This is a genomic window from Acinetobacter oleivorans DR1, assembly GCF_000196795.1.
Taxonomy (GTDB): Bacteria; Pseudomonadota; Gammaproteobacteria; order Pseudomonadales; family Moraxellaceae; genus Acinetobacter; species Acinetobacter oleivorans.
The window spans coordinates 3227598-3244127 of record NC_014259.1 but is presented as its reverse complement, the minus strand read 5'-3'; the positions used below and the strand labels follow the sequence as shown (position 1 = coordinate 3244127).

The following is a 16530-nucleotide window of genomic DNA, read 5'->3' as shown; positions in this document are numbered from 1 at the left end:
CTCTAATTATTTTTATAGGAATGATTCAGGCTGTTTTGCAGCAGTACGAGCCGTTTGTGGACTAATCACACCACGAGAAACTAGACCTTTTAAGCTTTGGTCGAGTGTCGTCATGCCATGATTTGCACCAGTCTGAATTGATGAATACATTTGGGCGACTTTGTTTTCACGAATTAAGTTACGAATGGCAGGAATACCAATCATGATTTCATGTGCTGCCACACGCCCACCACCATTCTTTTTAAGTAGGGTTTGTGAAATAACAGCCTGTAAAGATTCTGACAACATGGCACGAACCATGTCTTTTTCTTCGGCAGGGAATACGTCAATCACACGGTCAATGGTTTTTGCAGCAGAAGTCGTATGGAGCGTACCAAATACTAAGTGACCCGTTTCGGCAGCAGTAAGTGCTAAACGAATGGTTTCAAGGTCACGCATCTCACCGACCAAAATAATATCTGGGTCTTCACGTAGTGCCGAACGAAGTGCTTCGTTAAAGCCATGTGTATCACGATGCACTTCACGCTGGTTAATCAAACATTTCTTCGACTGATGTACAAATTCGATAGGGTCTTCAACCGTTAAAATATGGTCATAACGATTCTCGTTGATATAGTCCATCATTGCCGCAAGCGTCGTTGATTTACCCGAACCTGTTGGACCTGTCACCAGTACAATCCCGCGAGGATAGTCGCAAATATCTTTAAAGATTTGACCTAAGCCTAAATCTTCCATAGTAAGTACTTTAGATGGAATGGTACGAAATACTGCACCAGCACCGCGGTTTTGGTTAAATGCGTTAACACGGAAACGAGCAACATTTGGCACTTCAAAAGAAAAGTCGGTTTCAAGCTTTTCTTCGTAGTCTCGGCGTTGTTTATCATTCATGATGTCATAGACTAGACGGTGAACATCTTTATGATCAAGAGCCGGTAAGTTAATGCGACGGACTTCACCATCAACGCGAATCATCGGTGGCATGCCAGCAGATAAGTGTAAATCGGACGCGCCATTTTTCACAGAGAAGGCGAGTAGCTCTGTAATATCCATAATTTCCCCAAGTAAATCAAAATATGTCATTATTTTGTAGAATAATATACGGCTTTCACCGAGGCTTACCAACACCTCGCTTTAGGTGAAAAGCAAAAAAGTTTTTTGAAAATGAGAACCTTGTCAATGAATTACCTGCAAGATGCGCGGCAGCACGTATTACAGCAAATCCAACGTGCTTGTGAACATGCTCAGCGTTCGCCTGAAACTGTGCAACTTTTAGCCGTATCAAAAACACATCCGAGTGAAAGTTTGCGTGAAATGTATGCAGCAGGACAAAGAGCATTTGGTGAAAACTATTTACAAGAAGCTTTAGACAAAATCGAAGCTTTACAAGATTTAGAAATTGAATGGCATTTTATTGGTCATGTTCAGCGCAACAAGACTAAACATTTGGCTGAAAAGTTTGATTGGGTGCATGGTGTAGATCGTTTGATTATTGCTGAGCGATTATCTAATCAAAGACTTCAAAATCAATCTGACTTGAATATTTGTTTGCAAGTGAATATTGACGGGCAAGACAGTAAAGATGGTTGTGCACCAGATGAGGTTGCCGAGTTAGTTGCTCAAATTAGCCAATTAGCAAAAATTAAACTACGTGGTTTGATGGTGATTCCAGCGCCAGATAACACAGCCGCTTTTGTAGATGCTAAAGCCTTGTTTGATGCTGTGAAAGAAAAACATGCCCACCCAGAACACTGGGACACATTAAGCATGGGAATGTCAGGTGATTTAGACGCTGCGATTGCAGCAGGTTCAACCATGGTACGTGTAGGAACGGCTTTATTTGGAAAGCGCGATACAGTTGAGAAAAAATGACTTTTACAATTTAGATAACCGTTTTGTCGGGTAACTGTAATTTGTTAATTTAAATTTAATTTTCCTAGCTTATAACCCAGATATTTTAATATTTGAGTGTGTAATGTATGGATTTATTGCATGTTTTCATTCTGGCAATCATTCAGGGATTCGCTGAATTATTGCCAGTTTCTAGTTCCGCACACGTTATTTTAGCTGAAAAGTTAATGGGGTATGATCCATCTGCACCTGATATGACCTTCTTACTTGTGATGTTACATACGGGTACGATGTTTGCAGTGATCGTTTACTTTTGGAAATCTTGGCGTAAAACCTATTTCTCTTCTTGGGAAAGTTTTAAAAAACAAGCCTTCTATATTATTTTAGCAACGCTTATTACAGGCGTGCTTGGTTTAGCGCTCCAATCTCTGATTAAGCATGTGTTCTTCGGCGGCGCGAGCAGTTTCGAAATTGAGCATTTGTTTAGTAACTCAAAACTCATGGCAGCTGCGCTGATTTCGGCAGGTGTTCTGATTATTTTATCTTCGCGTTTAGATCGTGGTCAGCAGGGTGAAATTAGTTTGCGTAGTGCTTCTATTATTGGGGCGGTGCAGGCTTTATGTTTGCCTTTCCGTGGCTTTTCACGTTCTGGTGCAACCATCTCTACAGGTTTATTTTTAGGTGTATCACGCCAAAAGGCAGAAGAGTTCAGTTTTGCGTTGGCTGTGGTATTAACACCAGCAGTAATTTTAAAAGAATTATATCGTTTAGTTCACGCTCAAGGCTTACAAACCGTGACACATGGACAAGTGTTCCATTCGATGGTTCCAAGCTTATTGGGCATGTGCTTTAGTTTTGGTGCTGGTCTTTTGGCATTAAAATGGTTGTCTTCATGGTTAGAACATGGACGCTGGCATTTGTTCGGCTTGTACTGTATCGGTTTTGCAGTTGTCGTACTCTGCGTGAATTAATTTTTTGATGTTTTAAAAATAAAAAATTAGTACAAGACCATACAAGAAACAAAGGGGCGTAAATAATACGCCCCTTTGTTATATAAGATTCAATCAAGTTTAAGATATGAAATCCTAATAAATTAACCCACGACTTCAATCGTACTTGCACCAGCACCAAGTGGTTTCACTTGAATTTGTACAGGAATACGCTCATGCATTTCTTGAATGTGTGAAATGAGAATGACCTGACGACCCTGATTTTGCAATTGATCTAAAGCATTCATGACCATGTGCAAAGAAGAAGCATCCAAAGTACCAAAGCCTTCATCAATAAATAGAGATTCAATTTTCATTGAACCTGAGGCCATATTGGCAATGGCTAAAGACAAGGCAAGGGCAGTTAAGAATGATTCACCGCCAGATAAAGATGCAACGGAGCGGGTTTCTCCATCCATATCGTGGTCAATAATCGCAAGGCTTAACGATTGCTCTAGGCGTTTTAGCGTATAACGTTGAGAAAGCATCGCCAGTTGTTGATTCGCATGTTCAACTAAAATATCTAGGTGATATTGCTGAGCATAGTCACGGAACTCTTTACCTTTAGCATCGCCAATCAGACCTGAAATTTTGCTCCAACGATGCTCTTCTTGCTGAATATTTTGAATCTGCTCGGCGTATTGTTGCTGCTTAGCTAGGTTTTGCTGATGTACTTCAAGCTTAAGTTTAAGCCGATCACGTACTTCAAGCTGTGCTTTGAGCTCTGCAATATTGTCTTGAATAAGGCTAACAAGCTTTTCATGTTCAATATCTGGCTGAGTTTGTAAATGCTCGCTCAATTGCTCTTGCATGGTTTTAAGGGCAGAAGAGGCTTCACTTAATAAACGCTCGGCATGATTAAGACGGTTACGAATGTCTTGCTCTTGGGCGGAATTAATCTGCATGAGTGCCGTAAGATCAGATGCCTGAAAATCAACGTGAGCTTTTAACCAGTTTTGAATTTGTCCATCAACCTGCTGCTGATGTTGCGAGGTGTGTTGATGTTGATGCTTGAGCTGATCGAGCGCCTGTTTTTGCTGTTCAAAGTGCTGTCTGGTTTGTTCGAAACGTTGTTTAGCCTCATGATAGGTAGTTTGTTGTTGCTGACGTTTAGCATCGTGTTCAATTAACCATTCGTGCGGTTTAATGTCAGCGCGGCCAGTCATTTGTTGAATGAGCGACACCGCTTTTTCATTATTTTGTTGGCCTTTAAGCGTAATCTCTTGGAGATTTTGATCGATCTCATCAATTTGCTTGGCCATTTGTTCAAAGTTAGCAGTCAACATTTTAAGTTCTTGTTGCTGCTGTTCAAAACGCTGTGAAAGCTGTTCTTGTTGCTCAAGCTGCTTAGCGCGTGCATCAAGAATAGTCCAAGTCTGCTTAGCCGTTTGGCTACTTGCTTGCTGCCATGCGTGCTGTTCAGTTTCCGATAAGCACTCAACAATATGTTGAACTTGTTGTTGCCATTGCTGTGCTGTATTAAGCAAACTTTCATTACGTTGAATCGTTTGAACAAGCTGATTGTGTTGTTTAATCGATTGGGCTAAACGCACGTTTTCTGAGTCAAATGAATTTATGGCAGTTTGTGCCGCTTGTCTGAGTTCGTTCAGCATTAGCAAGATTTGTTCAGGAGCTTGATTTAGCTCAATCTGTAACTGATTGAGACTAAACTGCTGCTTAAGCTCTTGCTGCAAGCTTGATTGTTTGGCTTTAAGTTGAGTTAAGTATTTCTGAACTTGCTCAAGCTCGGCACGGCACTGAGTAAGTGCATGTTGCTGGGTTTGCCATGCGTTAAATTTAGTTTGTTCTAGCGCTACTGCCTGTTGCTCTTGTTGTTGCTGCAAGTCGAATAAAGCTTTAGAGACCGCACTGTCATCAATACGATAGGGATGATGTGTGCTGCCACACACTAGGCAAGCTTCGCCGTCTTTAAGATTGGCCCGTAACTGCTCAATATTTTCGGTGTGTAATAAACGCTGCTGTTGCAGGATGTGCTGTAACTTTTCACGTTCAGTTTTTGATGTTTGGTACTCTTGCTCAGCTAACTGACAAACGGTTTTAAGCTGCTGCTCTTGGGCTGAGGTCTGTGTCTGTTTTTCGGTGAATTGCTGAAGCTCAGCATATAGCTCATGATAAATTATTATTTTCTGTTGAATCAGATCTAACTGAGTAATTTGAGCAAGTTTTTGATCTTTGTCTTTACGCTGTTGTTCAAGCTTTAACTCAATCTGTTCAACTGTGCCTAGTGAAGTTACGAGTTGTTCGAGTTCGCTTTTAGCTTCCGACAGCTTCTGGCGAGCAAGGGTAGGGTTGCCAAGCTGTTGTTCAATTGCTTGGTAGTTTTGAATAAATTGCCCAAGCTGATGTAGATGTGCTGACAGGCCTTTGTCCAACACAGCATATTGCTGAGTTTGGGTAAGCTGCTGTTGTAGATGAATTTGGTTCTGCTGAAGCTGTGCAATGTGCTGTTGCACAGTATTTTGCTGCTGGTACAGTGGACTGAGTTTTTGCTCAAGTACGTTTCTTTTTTCTTTGCACTTTTTATATTCATCGGCAATAAAGGCGCGTTCTTGAATGGACTGTCGAACTTGATTTAAAGCTTGTTGATGCTGCTGCTCAAAATCGAGCGTCTGTTTGAGTTCTTGTTCTGCAAGTTGATACTGCTTTTGTCCTGTTTCAAAAACTTGCACCAACTCATTAAACTTGGTTTGAGCTTGCTGAATTTGCGGTTCAAGCTGTTGTAGCGTTTGTAAATTTTGAGCTTGCTGAAAAACCTGTTGGCGTATTTCAGAGAAAACTTCGAGTCGTTTTAATTGCTCACGCTCACCAGCCAATTGTTGATGGTGATTTTGCTGGGTTTGAAACTGTTGTTGTTTAGCTTGAACTTCTTGCTCAAGCTTTGCTTTACGCTCAAACCATTGTTGCTGTTTATCTAAGACATTTTTTTGTTGTTCTAACTGGTGATGGTTTTGCTCGGCTTGCTGATATTGTTCCGTAAATGCAGCAATCTCTTCATCAGACAAAATTTCAATGTGGCCTAAGAACTCTTCAAGCTGTTTACGCTGCTTTGCAATATCTGCTGTTTTACGAAAGGCTAATTCACCAATTTTGGCGAAAATGCTGGAGTTTGTCAGGTACTCAAGTAGTTCACCGCGTTCACTATCTCGTGCTTTTAAAAACGCCGTGACTTCTGACTGGGCAAGTAAAACAGCACGAGTAAACTGTTCAAATGAAAGCTGGGTAATTTGTTTAATTTTTTCATCAACTGCTTTGGCTTTGTCGGCAAGCACTACACCATCGGTCAGGCATTTTAAGTGACGTTGCACACTTTGTAATTTACCATTCGGGTTTTCACGCGCACGTTTAATTTCCCAGCGTGCTAAATAGCGTTTTTGATCTTGAGCAATAAAGCAAAGCTCAGCAAAACCATGTCCCGTACCACGGCGTAATACAGTTAAAGGTGAATTGGTCAGTAGCTCTGAGCCATCGACATCTTTTAATTTGCCATCGCTGTCTTTAAGACGTGGAACGCGATTAAACAGGGCAAGACACATCGCATCTAAAATGGTCGATTTACCAGCACCAGTTTTTCCCACAATAGCAATTAAGCCTGCGTGAGCTAGAGGCGAGCTTTCAAAATCAATAAAGTGCTCGTCAGAAAGAGATGCCAGATTTTTTATACGAATAGATAAAATTTTCATGACATGTCCTTAAGGAGTTGCATCATTTTCAAGATTTTTTTGTGCTTCTTGTACCAGACTCAGAAAATCTTTTAAGACTGCATCATCGGTACTGTAACCTTGTTTTTCCCAAATATTTTGAAAGAGTTTTTCTGGTGTTGGTGGTTCAAGTGCAATGTGCTGAGTGGTATCGGTGTTCGAAGCATCCTGGCTCACATATTGACGTGAAATACGCACTAAACGATAGCGGTCAGGTGGCAATGCGGCTTCAAACTGTTGGCGTAAATTAGGCTGGGGTGGCGTTAAACTATAATATTCAATATCGACATATTCACGGTGGTCAATATTTTCAATCACGCCGTGTGGTAAAGCTTTGAGTTGTTGCAATACTTCGTTTAACTCACCACGAATGCGGTGCAACTGTATACAACGCGGAATTACTACAGCTTCAAATTGCAAACGACTGTCTGTGTCTTGAGTCGGGTCAATTTTGACTTCAACTACTTGGTGCTTATAGTTAATTTCACTAAAGGAAAGTGGAATTGGCGAGCCACTATAACGAATGTGCGGCTGACCTACTTTTTGTGGCTTATGCAAATGCCCTAAAGCCACATAGTCGACAGCATCTTCAAATAAAGTTGTTGAAAGTGCCTCTTCATTACCAATAATAATTGGGCGTTCAGAGTCGGATGTTTCCCCACCTTGCATATGCGCATGTGACATCAAAATAAGTGCTTGGTCTGGCGTTTTACGACGTTTGGCTTCGGCAATGAGTTGCTGGTGCAAATAGGCAATCGCGTTTTTGCTGTTGGTGGTATGTTCATTAAAACCCGTAATTTCGGCTGAACGTAAAAAAGGCAGGGAAAGGCACCACGCCACAATATCTTGATTTTGGTTATAGATAGGTAAAAGTAGTCGATCGAGATCTAGAGTTTTATCTTCATTCCAGCGAACCACACCCACAGTTTTTGCATTGTATTTTTCTAAAAGTGGTTCGACCTGTTCAATACGGTAGCCTGAGTCATGGTTACCCGCAATCATGAGTGTTTGCATGTGCGGTGCAAGGCGATGTGCATCTGCTAAAAATTGGTAGAGCTGTTTTTGTGCTTGAGAACCCGGGTTAATCACATCAAAAATATCACCAGCAATAAGCAGGGCATGCGGTTGTTTTTCTTGAATTTGAGTGAGTAACCAGCTTAAAAATTGTTGGTGTTCGTAGTGGCGTGAATGATTATAAAAAAACTGCCCCAAATGCCAGTCAGAAGTATGTAGAAAATGTACGGACATAGAAACAGACATCAAGCCAAAATAAACACAGATACGTTAGCATAAATTGACAGGAGATTTTATCAAGACATTTTAAAGTGCTCGTTATTTAAGCCTAGGTTGAAACTTAAATTAATTTTTCACTTTAAACTTTGCTTTGTTACTATCGACTTAAACCATGAACTTTGAGAACAAAATGACCATTCATGAATACGAAGTAAAAATACAGTGGGAAGGCAATACAGGAACTGGCACTTCTTCTTATCGTTCATATAAAAGAGACTTTAGTATTCATCATCCGCAAAAGGCCACGATTCAAGGTTCATCAGACCCAGCCTATTTAGGTGATGTGACCAGATGGAACCCAGAAGATTTATTGGTTGCATCAGCTTCAGCTTGTCATAAGCTTTGGTATTTACACCTATGTGCAGTCAATCATATTCATGTGCTGAGTTATGTCGACCATGCACTTGGCTTTATGGAAGATACAGATCCAGTTAAACGTGGTCACTTTACCCAAATTATTTTAAGACCAGAGATTGTTTTGGAAAAAAGTGCCGATCAAGAGCTTGCTGCAAAACTACATGAAGAAGCGCATCATGAATGCATGATTGCCAATTCGATGAATTTCCCAATTACATGTGAAGCCAGCTTTAGCTTTGCTGAATAATTAATATGGAATAGCCACCGATAAAAAGGCGGTGGCTATACATTAAAAAAATAAATAGAGTCGTTAAATAAGATCTTTAAGCTGCATTTTCATCGACTTGGAAAATACCAAAAACGTTGTGGTCTAAATCGACAAAGTAACCATGCCAAGCACGACCGGGAATGGCGAATTTATCCATCGCGACAATACCACCTTGCTCTAAAATTTTTGCAGCTACCTCATCGAAGTTTTCTACCTGAACCGAACAGGTAAATGCGTTGGTGCCATATTCCATTGGCGGCGTTTGGGTTGGGCGTTTTAATAGTCCACCCATAATTGAAGGCGTTTCGATACGATAATATTCAATTGGTAAGTTTTCATCGAGTTTAAATTGCCAGCCGAACACAGTTTGATAAAACTGCGAATCGCGGGCAGGGTTTGAAGACTGGATTTCAAAATAGGCAATATTATTCATATTATTTAAAACATATTTTTATGGTGCAAAAAGTATACGCATAGCCTTTATGGCCACGAAAGGACTATTGTGTATGTTGAGCGTAAAATAAATGAAAGTGCTAGAAAATAAAAACCGACGATTCGAGTGATGAGAGAATCGTCGGTCAAAAACTTCATCAAGGGTTTCGGCTGCTAACAAAACCTAATCCGAAGGAAGGAAAGAGTCGTAAGTCGTAATGAAAGGTCACCGAAACAATTTTGCGGATGCCGTGCAAAGGAAGTATTCGGTTGCTGCGACCTTATTACCCTATATAACGTCAAGAGATTCGAATTGGTTGACAGAAAAATGAAAAAAAATCGAAAAAAATTTATAATTATTTTTTGAACCCATAAATTAGGCAAAAATATGACCAAATTACGTACTTACTTTCTCTGGTTTTTTGCTTTATGCATCGTACTTACCTTAATTGTAGGTGTGGTTGCAGCACTATTACCAGCGAGTGTAGGCGGTATTTTAACAGCCGTTCCATATTTAGGCGCAATGATTTTTGTCTTATTTAAATTTTTAAAGAAAGAACGCCGTGCTCCGACTGTACAAGAAAAAAAGAAATTTACTTTAGGTTTTACCCTGATTTTTTGGGGCTATAACTTGTGTGGTGTTTTATTTGGTCTGTTTTTATTTGCTAGAAAAGACCCAGAGATTTTGCAGAACTTTATGCTTTACCTCAAACAACCTCAGTTCTTGAGCATTATGGTGATTATGCTTTTAATGTTAGCTATTCCGCTTTATTTAATTACCTACTGGTTTTATGGCAAACAGGCACAGCGAATGGCAGACAAAATGTTTAATGTGCAATAGATCACTACATAAACAGCTACGATTAAATATAAATGAGTCTTATATAATGAAATAAAACTTGTGTCCTCGGCTTAGGAGGAAATATGAATAAGAATGTATTAATCACGGGTGCTAGTGGTTTTATAGGAACGCATTTAATTAAGTTCCTGCTGCAAAAAAATTATAACGTGATTGCTGTGACACGGCAGGCTGGCAAGAAATCTGACCATCCTGCCTTACAGTGGGTGCAAAAATTCGAAGATATTACGACACGTCAAATTGACTATGTGGTGAATTTGGCAGGTGCAAATATTGGAGAGAAACGCTGGACCGGGTCACGTAAAAAACAACTCATTGAAAGCCGAGTAAACACGACCCGAAAGTTATATGCATGGCTCAAGCAATCTGAAATTTTTCCAGAAGTGATTGTCTCTGGCTCCGCGATTGGCTATTACGGGATTGATGATCAAGAAAATTGGACAGAGGTGTGCACTGAACAAAGCTCACCACAGCCTATTTTTATGTCCAAGCTTTGCCAAGAGTGGGAACACGCAGCTTTAGCAGACGCTCAGCAAAATACTAAAATTATTCGTTTAGGTGTGGTGTTTGGGCAGGGCGGTGGCATCTTGCCTAAAATGTTGCTTCCGATTCGACTCAATTTAGTCGGTCAAATTGGTCATGGTCGTCAGCCTGTGGTTTGGGTACACATTGAAGACGTGTTAAGTGCAATCGAGTTTATATTTAAACATCCTCAATCTGCCCAAATTCACAATGTCGTAGCGCCAGAAAACGTGACTCAAAAGGTATTTGTTGAACAAGCTGCTGCGGTACTCAATAAGAAACCACTTTTGTCAGCGCCTAGCACTGTTTTTCGCTGTTTGTTGGGGGAACAATCGCAATTGATTTTGAATGGTCAATACGTTAAACCCGAAGCCCTGCAAGCAGAAGGATTTGAATTTGCTTATCCTCAACTAAAAATGGCTTTAGAGAATGTACTCGCGTCAGGCTAAGATTTTATTTTGCAAGCGCTCTGGGGAATATGCTTTGGCATCCACTAATGTCGGTTGACCCAGCATAAGCTGACGGAGCAATTGTGCAGAGCCAGCGCCCATACACAAACCATTTCTAAAATGACCAAAGTTTGCCCAGAGGTTATCCATTTCAGGCATTTTGCCAATGTACGGAACGCCATTTGGTGAACTTGGTCTGAGGCCTGCCCAGCGCTGTACAATCGGGAAATCGGCCAGTTCAGGCACCATTTCTAAACATGCTTCTAAAATATTGTGCTGGGTGGTTTCATCGGTCGAAGTGTCAAAACCACGATGTGCCATGCTTGACCCACACACAATATGACCGTCCATACGAGGAATCAAATACATCACTCGATTCATACACATGGTCGGTAGCCAGTGAGCAGGGGTTTTAAATAACAGCATTTGACCTTGAACAGGTTCGACTGGAATTTCGAGTTGTAATTGTGAGTTCCAGTAATGGCTCCAAGCGCCCGAAGTTATTACAAAATGATCTGCTGTGTGTTTGCAACCATCTTCGGTTTGTATGGCTTGTATAACGTCGCCATGTTGAATTAGTTTTTTAACAGCAGCGTGTTCAAAAAATTCAACATTGGGATGTTGTTTTAAATAGCTAATGAGGGACTGTAATACTCGCGGATTGCGAATATTAGACAGTTCAGGGAAATAAATAGCTTGTTGAAACTGATCGGATATATGTGGGTTGACTTGCTCTAGCGCATCTCTCTGTAAATATTCACAGCGTTGCATGGGTTCTTGATGTTGCTCGGCGTAAGAAAGTCCGACGTCAAAATCTTCTTCATCAAAAATCAACATGCCTGTGTCATGAATTTCAAAATCAATCCCTGTAACAGGGGAGAGTTTTTGGTTCCATGCTTGATAAGACGCTTTGCCAAATTGAGCGAGTTGGTTCACTGCATGCACATAGCGCCAAGGGTACATCGGAGAGAGAATACCTCCGCCAGCCCATGAGGCTGCTTGTCCCGCTTGTTGTTGGTCAAAAATGCTGACGGTACAGCCTTGTTCAACCAACTCCAGCGCAGACATTAATCCACTTATGCCCGCGCCAATAATTGCAATATGCATGCAGTGTTATCCTTTCTCTGCGAACTTAGTTCATTTCCTTGAGTTTTTCGGCAGCAGTTTCTGCAAAGTAAGTCCAGATCCCATCTGCACCCGCACGGCGGCAGCACATGAGTGATTCTAAAATCACTGATTCTGATAACCAGCCATTTTGAATTGCACCAGCTAACATCGCGTATTCGCCACTGACTTGATAAATGAAGGTTGGAACACCAAAGGTATCTTTCACTTCACGTACCACGTCCAGATATGGCATGCCCGGTTTTACAATGACCATGTCGGCGCCTTCTTGAATATCAAGCGCGATTTCATGTAAAGCTTCGGCACGGTTGGCAAAGTCCATCTGGTAGTTATATTTATTACCACCTTTAAGGTTGGATGCAGAGCCAACAGCATCACGGAACGGACCATAGAAGCTAGATGCATATTTCGCAGAGTAGGCCATGATGTTGGTATAGATGTGACCATTGGCTTCTAAAGCTTGACGAATCGCGCCAATACGGCCATCCATCATGTCACTTGGTGCAATCACTTCGGCACCAGCTTCAGCGTGACTTAAGGCTTGTTTAATCAAGCATTCGACAGTCTCGTCATTTAGCACATAGCCTGTCTCATCAATAATGCCGTCTTGACCATGAGTCGTGTATGGGTCGAGGGCACCATCAGTGATTAACACCATTTCTGGTAATTCTTTTTTAAGCAGACGACATGTGGTTTGAACTAAACCATCTTCACGCCATGCAGCTTCTGCGGTGAGGCTTTTATCTTCTTGAGGAGTGACTGGAAAAAGAGCCAGTTTCGATACACCCAATTCCAGAAGTCTTTCAGCTTTTTTCAGTAACAAATCTGCCGACAAACGCTGAATGTTTGGCATACTTGGAATATCTTGGGTCTGATTTTGTCCCGGTAATACAAATACTGGATAAATCAAGTGATTGGTAGTGAGCTGTGTTTCGCTGACCATCGCACGCAACTGGTCATTTTTACGGATACGGCGCATGCGAGTGGCTGGAAATGCAGGACGATTGAACGTATAAGTCATAACAATCTCGATGTTCGGTATTACACTAGGATAGGTTGGCGGATATTCCATTACTGTCAACCGACTGCTGTATTGTAGCCCCATAATGCTGGATTTGTACAAAATTATGGGTGTTTATCATGCTTTTAAATTTAGGCAATGTATGAGTGATGAAAAGAAAAATTGGACTGGGAACATCCATTTAGGTGCAAAAACTGACCTAACTGTGGTTCTCAACCAGTTATGTAAGGCGTTTAATAGCTCTCCTTTTTTTAAGCATAGTGGAATGATTATGCGTGTGGTGGACGGGCACATTGAAGGCTATATCGAGATGCAACCCAACCTGATTGGCAATTTGGCATTTCAGATTTTGCATGGCGGCGTTGCTGCAACTTTGCTCGATAGTATTGGTGGAATTGTGGCAATGGAACACCTCTATCGCCGTTCAACTCCCGAAACTTTAACTGAAACCATTAAGCAAGTGTCGCGTTTGGCAACAGTCGATATGCGTGTAGATTATTTAGCGCCGGGGCGTGGTAAATATTTTATTGCTCGTGCTGAAGTTCTGCGTTTAGGTCGTAAGGGCTGCACCATGCGCATGACGATGGTCAATGATGAAGAGAAAGCCATTGCTGCCGGCATTGCTTCATATGCCTATTAAGCAATGAATTGAACCATTTAAAAGCGCCAAGTGCGCTTTTTTTAGTGTTTGAAAAGCTAAAATTTTCATAAAAACTTTGAGATAAACATTAATTTAATTAGAACGAACGCATGAGTTATAAATTTTTATTCTCATATTGTGAGGTTTTAGCGTTAAAATTAGCTCCTTTGACAATGCGATATGTCTTGTTTATAGAAAAATAAAAACTCTATAACAAGGTGTAGTGCGAGATTGATGGCAAAGCCAACTCATCTTTAGGAACATACCATGACTGATGCACAAAGCAATGTAGAAGAAACAGTGCCAACAACATCTGCCTCGGATGACAACAATCAAAACAAGCGCAAAAAATTTCTTGGTTTTTTTGCGCTGATTTTATTGATCGCCGCTATTTTATATGCAATTTGGGCATTATTTTTAAACAACTCCGTGAGTACGGATAATGCTTATGTCGGTGCTGAAACCGCGCAAATTACTTCAATGGTGAGCGGTCAGGTCGCTCAGGTTGTCGTAAAAGATACCCAAACGGTACATCGTGGTGAGGTGCTGGTTCGTATTGATGACCGTGATGCCAAAATTGCATTAGCGCAAGCTGAGGCAGAACTTGCCAAAGCAAAACGCCAATACAAACAAACCGCAGCAAACAGTAGTTCTTTAAACTCTCAAGTGGTGGTGCGTGCTGACGAAATTAACAGCGCTAAAGCTCAGGTTGCTCAAGCACAAGCCGACTACGACAAAGCTGGGTTAGAACTCAACCGCCGTGCACAACTTGCCGCGTCTGGTGCAGTGTCTAAAGAAGAACTCACTAAGGCACAAAGTGCAGTTGAAACAGCCAAAGCAGGGCTAGAACTTGCTAAAGCTGGTTTAGCGCAAGCGTCTTCAAGCCGTAAAGCTGCCGAAAGTACCTTAGCTGCAAACGAAGCCTTAATTCAGGGTGTAAGCGAAGTTTCAACACCTGATGTACAAGTTGCACAAGCACATGTTGAACAAGCTCAGCTTGATTTAGAACGTACCGTGATTCGTGCGCCAGTTGATGGTGTGGTCACACGTCGTAATATTCAAGTGGGTCAACGCGTTGCACCGGGCACCAGCATGATGATGATTGTGCCGCTCAACGATTTATATGTAGATGCGAACTTTAAAGAAAGTCAGTTGAAAAAAGTCCGTCCGGGTCAAATCGTCACACTTACTTCAGATTTATATGGTGACGATGTTGAATATCACGGCAAAGTGATGGGCTTCTCTGGTGGTACAGGCTCTGCCTTTGCCTTAATTCCGGCTCAAAACGCAACAGGTAACTGGATTAAAGTGGTTCAACGCTTACCAGTTCGTATTGCACTTGACCCGAAAGAACTTGCTGAACACCCACTGCGTGTTGGCTTGTCGATGGAAGCAAAAGTCGACTTATCTGCGAAGTAAACGCTTATGAAAACGCAAACACCTTTTGCCGAGCTGAGCGGTGGCCGTTTATTACTGGCAGCGTTTGTTATTGCCTTGTCGAACTTTATGGTCGTACTCGATACGACCATTGCCAACGTATCTGTACCACACATTACCGGTAACCTTGCTGTTTCAAGTACACAAGGGACGTGGGTCGTTACATCGTATGCAGTTGCAGAAGCGATTTGTGTACCTTTAACGGGTTGGCTTGCGGGCCGCTTTGGAACTGTTCGGGTTTTTATTTTTGGCCTGATTGGTTTTACCATTTTTTCTTTCTTGTGCGGCCTAGCAAACTCGTTAGGCATGTTGGTGTTTTTCCGTATTGGACAAGGTCTATGCGGTGGCCCACTCATGCCACTCAGCCAAACTTTGCTCATGCGTATTTTCCCTCAAGAAAAGCATGCACAGGCGATGGGCCTATGGGCAATGACGACCGTCGTTGGGCCAATTTTAGGACCAATTTTGGGTGGTCTCATTAGTGATAACCTGTCTTGGCACTGGATTTTCTTTATTAACATACCAGTCGGCATTGTTTGTGTTTTAGCGGCAATCCGTTTGCTTAAACCTGCCGAAACAGAAACGATTTCTTTAAGAATCGATACCGTCGGTTTAGGTCTGTTAATTCTGTGGATTGGTGCACTACAGCTCATGCTCGATTTAGGGCACGAACGCGACTGGTTTAATAGCACTAGCATTGTGGTGTTAGGCTTGACTGCCGCCATAGGCTTTGTGGTGTTCCTCATATGGGAGCTGACCGATAAACACCCCGTCGTGGATGTCAAAGTCTTTAGGCATAGGGGCTTTGCAATTTCAGTACTGGCCTTGTCGCTCGGCTTTGGAGCATTCTTTGGCAGTATTGTACTGATACCACAGTGGCTGCAAATGAACCTTTCCTACACCGCCACGTGGGCCGGCTATTTAACCGCAACCATGGGCTTTGGTAGTTTGACCATGTCACCGATTGTGGCAAAGCTTTCGACCAAACATGACCCAAGAGCACTAGCGAGTTTTGGTTTGATTTTGCTGGGTGGTGTGACCTTAATGCGGGCATTCTGGACCACAGACGCCGACTTTATGGCACTGGCTTGGCCGCAAATCTTGCAAGGTTTTGCTGTACCGTTCTTCTTTATTCCACTGTCGAATATTGCACTCGGTTCAGTACTCCAGCAAGAGATTGCATCTGCTGCGGGCCTCATGAACTTCTTGAGAACCATGGCAGGGGCGATTGGTGCATCAATTGCTGTGACCGTGTGGGACGACCACGCCAAAGTTGCACGCAGTGAAATGGTGTCTAACCTAAATACTGCCGAAGTTCAAAATAACCTTGCTCAAAATGGTTTTTCGGCTGACTCGACCTTAGGAATCATTTCAAACCTCGTTGATAAAGAAGCGATTACTATGTCGGCAAACCATGTATTTTTACTGTTTGCGATGGTGTTTGTTTTTGCGGGGCTGGTCATTTGGCTGTGTCCGAAACCCAAAGGAGATGTCAGCGGAATGCCATCTCACTAGACACAAAAAAGCATCTCTTCGGAGGTGCTTTTTTTAGCTCTATTAAAAAATAGAGC

At 41.9% G+C, this 16530-nt stretch carries 14 protein-coding genes; 8 read left to right on the top strand and 6 right to left on the bottom strand.

What is annotated here, in order from left to right:
• Positions 1-12: 12 nt before the first annotated feature.
• On the bottom strand, positions 13-1050 hold the full coding sequence (locus AOLE_RS15200; RefSeq protein ID WP_003653239.1) for a type IV pilus twitching motility protein PilT: 1038 nt from the start codon (positions 1048-1050) through the stop codon (positions 13-15).
• Positions 1051-1176: 126 nt separating this feature from the next.
• Here AOLE_RS15200 and AOLE_RS15195 point away from each other — a divergent pair, with 126 nt between their 5' ends.
• Positions 1177-1869 carry a YggS family pyridoxal phosphate-dependent enzyme gene (locus AOLE_RS15195; RefSeq protein ID WP_013198759.1) on the top strand — a complete coding sequence of 231 codons (693 nt, stop codon included), beginning with the start codon at positions 1177-1179 and terminating at the stop codon, positions 1867-1869.
• A 107-nt stretch (positions 1870-1976) separates the two neighbouring features.
• Positions 1977-2819: an undecaprenyl-diphosphate phosphatase gene (locus AOLE_RS15190; RefSeq protein ID WP_013198758.1), complete on the top strand. Its 843-nt coding sequence runs from the start codon at positions 1977-1979 to the stop codon at positions 2817-2819.
• A gap of 122 nt (positions 2820-2941) precedes the next feature.
• Here AOLE_RS15190 and AOLE_RS15185 read toward each other — a convergent pair whose 3' ends face one another.
• Both AOLE_RS15185 and AOLE_RS15180 read right to left on the bottom strand, forming a co-directional pair.
• Positions 2942-6538: an AAA family ATPase gene (locus tag AOLE_RS15185; RefSeq protein WP_013198757.1), complete on the bottom strand. Its 3597-nt coding sequence runs from the start codon at positions 6536-6538 to the stop codon at positions 2942-2944.
• Between the two features lie 9 nt (positions 6539-6547).
• Positions 6548-7816: an exonuclease SbcCD subunit D gene (locus AOLE_RS15180; RefSeq protein WP_023274308.1), complete on the bottom strand. Its 1269-nt coding sequence runs from the start codon at positions 7814-7816 to the stop codon at positions 6548-6550.
• Positions 7817-7979: 163 nt separating this feature from the next.
• Between AOLE_RS15180 and AOLE_RS15175 the strand changes: the two genes are divergently transcribed.
• Positions 7980-8453 (top strand): OsmC family protein, encoded by a 474-nt coding sequence (locus AOLE_RS15175; protein ID WP_013198755.1) that lies wholly within the window; start codon positions 7980-7982, stop codon positions 8451-8453.
• A 76-nt stretch (positions 8454-8529) separates the two neighbouring features.
• Here the strand turns inward: AOLE_RS15175 and AOLE_RS15170 are convergent, their stop codons facing one another.
• Positions 8530-8907, bottom strand: a complete 378-nt coding sequence (locus tag AOLE_RS15170; RefSeq protein ID WP_013198754.1) for a VOC family protein — start codon at positions 8905-8907, stop codon at positions 8530-8532.
• A 387-nt stretch (positions 8908-9294) separates the two neighbouring features.
• On the opposite strand from AOLE_RS15170, the gene AOLE_RS15165 reads away from it, so the two are divergent.
• Positions 9295-9747, top strand: coding sequence for an ABZJ_00895 family protein (locus tag AOLE_RS15165; protein WP_013198753.1), 453 nt, complete (start codon positions 9295-9297; stop codon positions 9745-9747).
• 83 nt (positions 9748-9830) lie between these two features.
• On the top strand, positions 9831-10736 hold the full coding sequence (locus AOLE_RS15160; protein WP_013198752.1) for a TIGR01777 family oxidoreductase: 906 nt from the start codon (positions 9831-9833) through the stop codon (positions 10734-10736).
• Here AOLE_RS15160 and AOLE_RS15155 read toward each other — a convergent pair.
• Both AOLE_RS15155 and hemB read right to left on the bottom strand, forming a co-directional pair.
• On the bottom strand, positions 10728-11843 hold the full coding sequence (locus AOLE_RS15155; protein WP_013198751.1) for an NAD(P)/FAD-dependent oxidoreductase: 1116 nt from the start codon (positions 11841-11843) through the stop codon (positions 10728-10730). The genes AOLE_RS15160 and AOLE_RS15155 overlap by 9 nt on opposite strands.
• A gap of 25 nt (positions 11844-11868) precedes the next feature.
• Positions 11869-12882 (bottom strand): porphobilinogen synthase, encoded by a 1014-nt coding sequence (hemB, locus tag AOLE_RS15150; protein WP_013198750.1) that lies wholly within the window; start codon positions 12880-12882, stop codon positions 11869-11871.
• Positions 12883-13024: 142 nt separating this feature from the next.
• On the opposite strand from hemB, the gene AOLE_RS15145 reads away from it, so the two are divergent.
• The 3 genes from AOLE_RS15145 to AOLE_RS15135 all read left to right on the top strand — a co-directional run bounded on the left by AOLE_RS15145 (position 13025) and on the right by AOLE_RS15135 (position 16474).
• A complete protein-coding gene (locus AOLE_RS15145; RefSeq protein ID WP_005303182.1) occupies positions 13025-13522 on the top strand; it encodes a thioesterase family protein in 498 nt (165 codons plus the stop codon).
• A 267-nt stretch (positions 13523-13789) separates the two neighbouring features.
• A complete protein-coding gene (locus AOLE_RS15140) occupies positions 13790-14941 on the top strand; it encodes an EmrA/EmrK family multidrug efflux transporter periplasmic adaptor subunit (protein ID WP_013198749.1) in 1152 nt (383 codons plus the stop codon).
• A gap of 6 nt (positions 14942-14947) precedes the next feature.
• Positions 14948-16474, top strand: coding sequence for a DHA2 family efflux MFS transporter permease subunit (locus AOLE_RS15135; protein WP_013198748.1), 1527 nt, complete (start codon positions 14948-14950; stop codon positions 16472-16474).
• Positions 16475-16530: the final 56 nt, after the last annotated feature.

What these genes read in the sequence shown, in the direction of transcription:
- AOLE_RS15140 (WP_013198749.1), top strand. Translation starts at nt 13,790, where the DNA reads ATGACTGATGCACAAAGCAATGTAGAAGAAACAGTGCCAACAACATCT.
- AOLE_RS15195 (WP_013198759.1), top strand. Translation starts at nt 1,177, where the DNA reads ATGAATTACCTGCAAGATGCGCGGCAGCACGTATTACAGCAAATCCAA.
- AOLE_RS15165 (WP_013198753.1), top strand. Translation starts at nt 9,295, where the DNA reads ATGACCAAATTACGTACTTACTTTCTCTGGTTTTTTGCTTTATGCATC.
- hemB (WP_013198750.1), bottom strand. Translation starts at nt 12,882, where the DNA reads ATGACTTATACGTTCAATCGTCCTGCATTTCCAGCCACTCGCATGCGC.
- AOLE_RS15175 (WP_013198755.1), top strand. Translation starts at nt 7,980, where the DNA reads ATGACCATTCATGAATACGAAGTAAAAATACAGTGGGAAGGCAATACA.
- AOLE_RS15155 (WP_013198751.1), bottom strand. Translation starts at nt 11,843, where the DNA reads ATGCATATTGCAATTATTGGCGCGGGCATAAGTGGATTAATGTCTGCG.
- AOLE_RS15180 (WP_023274308.1), bottom strand. Translation starts at nt 7,816, where the DNA reads ATGTCTGTTTCTATGTCCGTACATTTTCTACATACTTCTGACTGGCAT.
- AOLE_RS15135 (WP_013198748.1), top strand. Translation starts at nt 14,948, where the DNA reads ATGAAAACGCAAACACCTTTTGCCGAGCTGAGCGGTGGCCGTTTATTA.
- AOLE_RS15200 (WP_003653239.1), bottom strand. Translation starts at nt 1,050, where the DNA reads ATGGATATTACAGAGCTACTCGCCTTCTCTGTGAAAAATGGCGCGTCC.
- AOLE_RS15185 (WP_013198757.1), bottom strand. Translation starts at nt 6,538, where the DNA reads ATGAAAATTTTATCTATTCGTATAAAAAATCTGGCATCTCTTTCTGAC.
- AOLE_RS15160 (WP_013198752.1), top strand. Translation starts at nt 9,831, where the DNA reads ATGAATAAGAATGTATTAATCACGGGTGCTAGTGGTTTTATAGGAACG.
- AOLE_RS15145 (WP_005303182.1), top strand. Translation starts at nt 13,025, where the DNA reads ATGAGTGATGAAAAGAAAAATTGGACTGGGAACATCCATTTAGGTGCA.
- AOLE_RS15190 (WP_013198758.1), top strand. Translation starts at nt 1,977, where the DNA reads ATGGATTTATTGCATGTTTTCATTCTGGCAATCATTCAGGGATTCGCT.
- AOLE_RS15170 (WP_013198754.1), bottom strand. Translation starts at nt 8,907, where the DNA reads ATGAATAATATTGCCTATTTTGAAATCCAGTCTTCAAACCCTGCCCGC.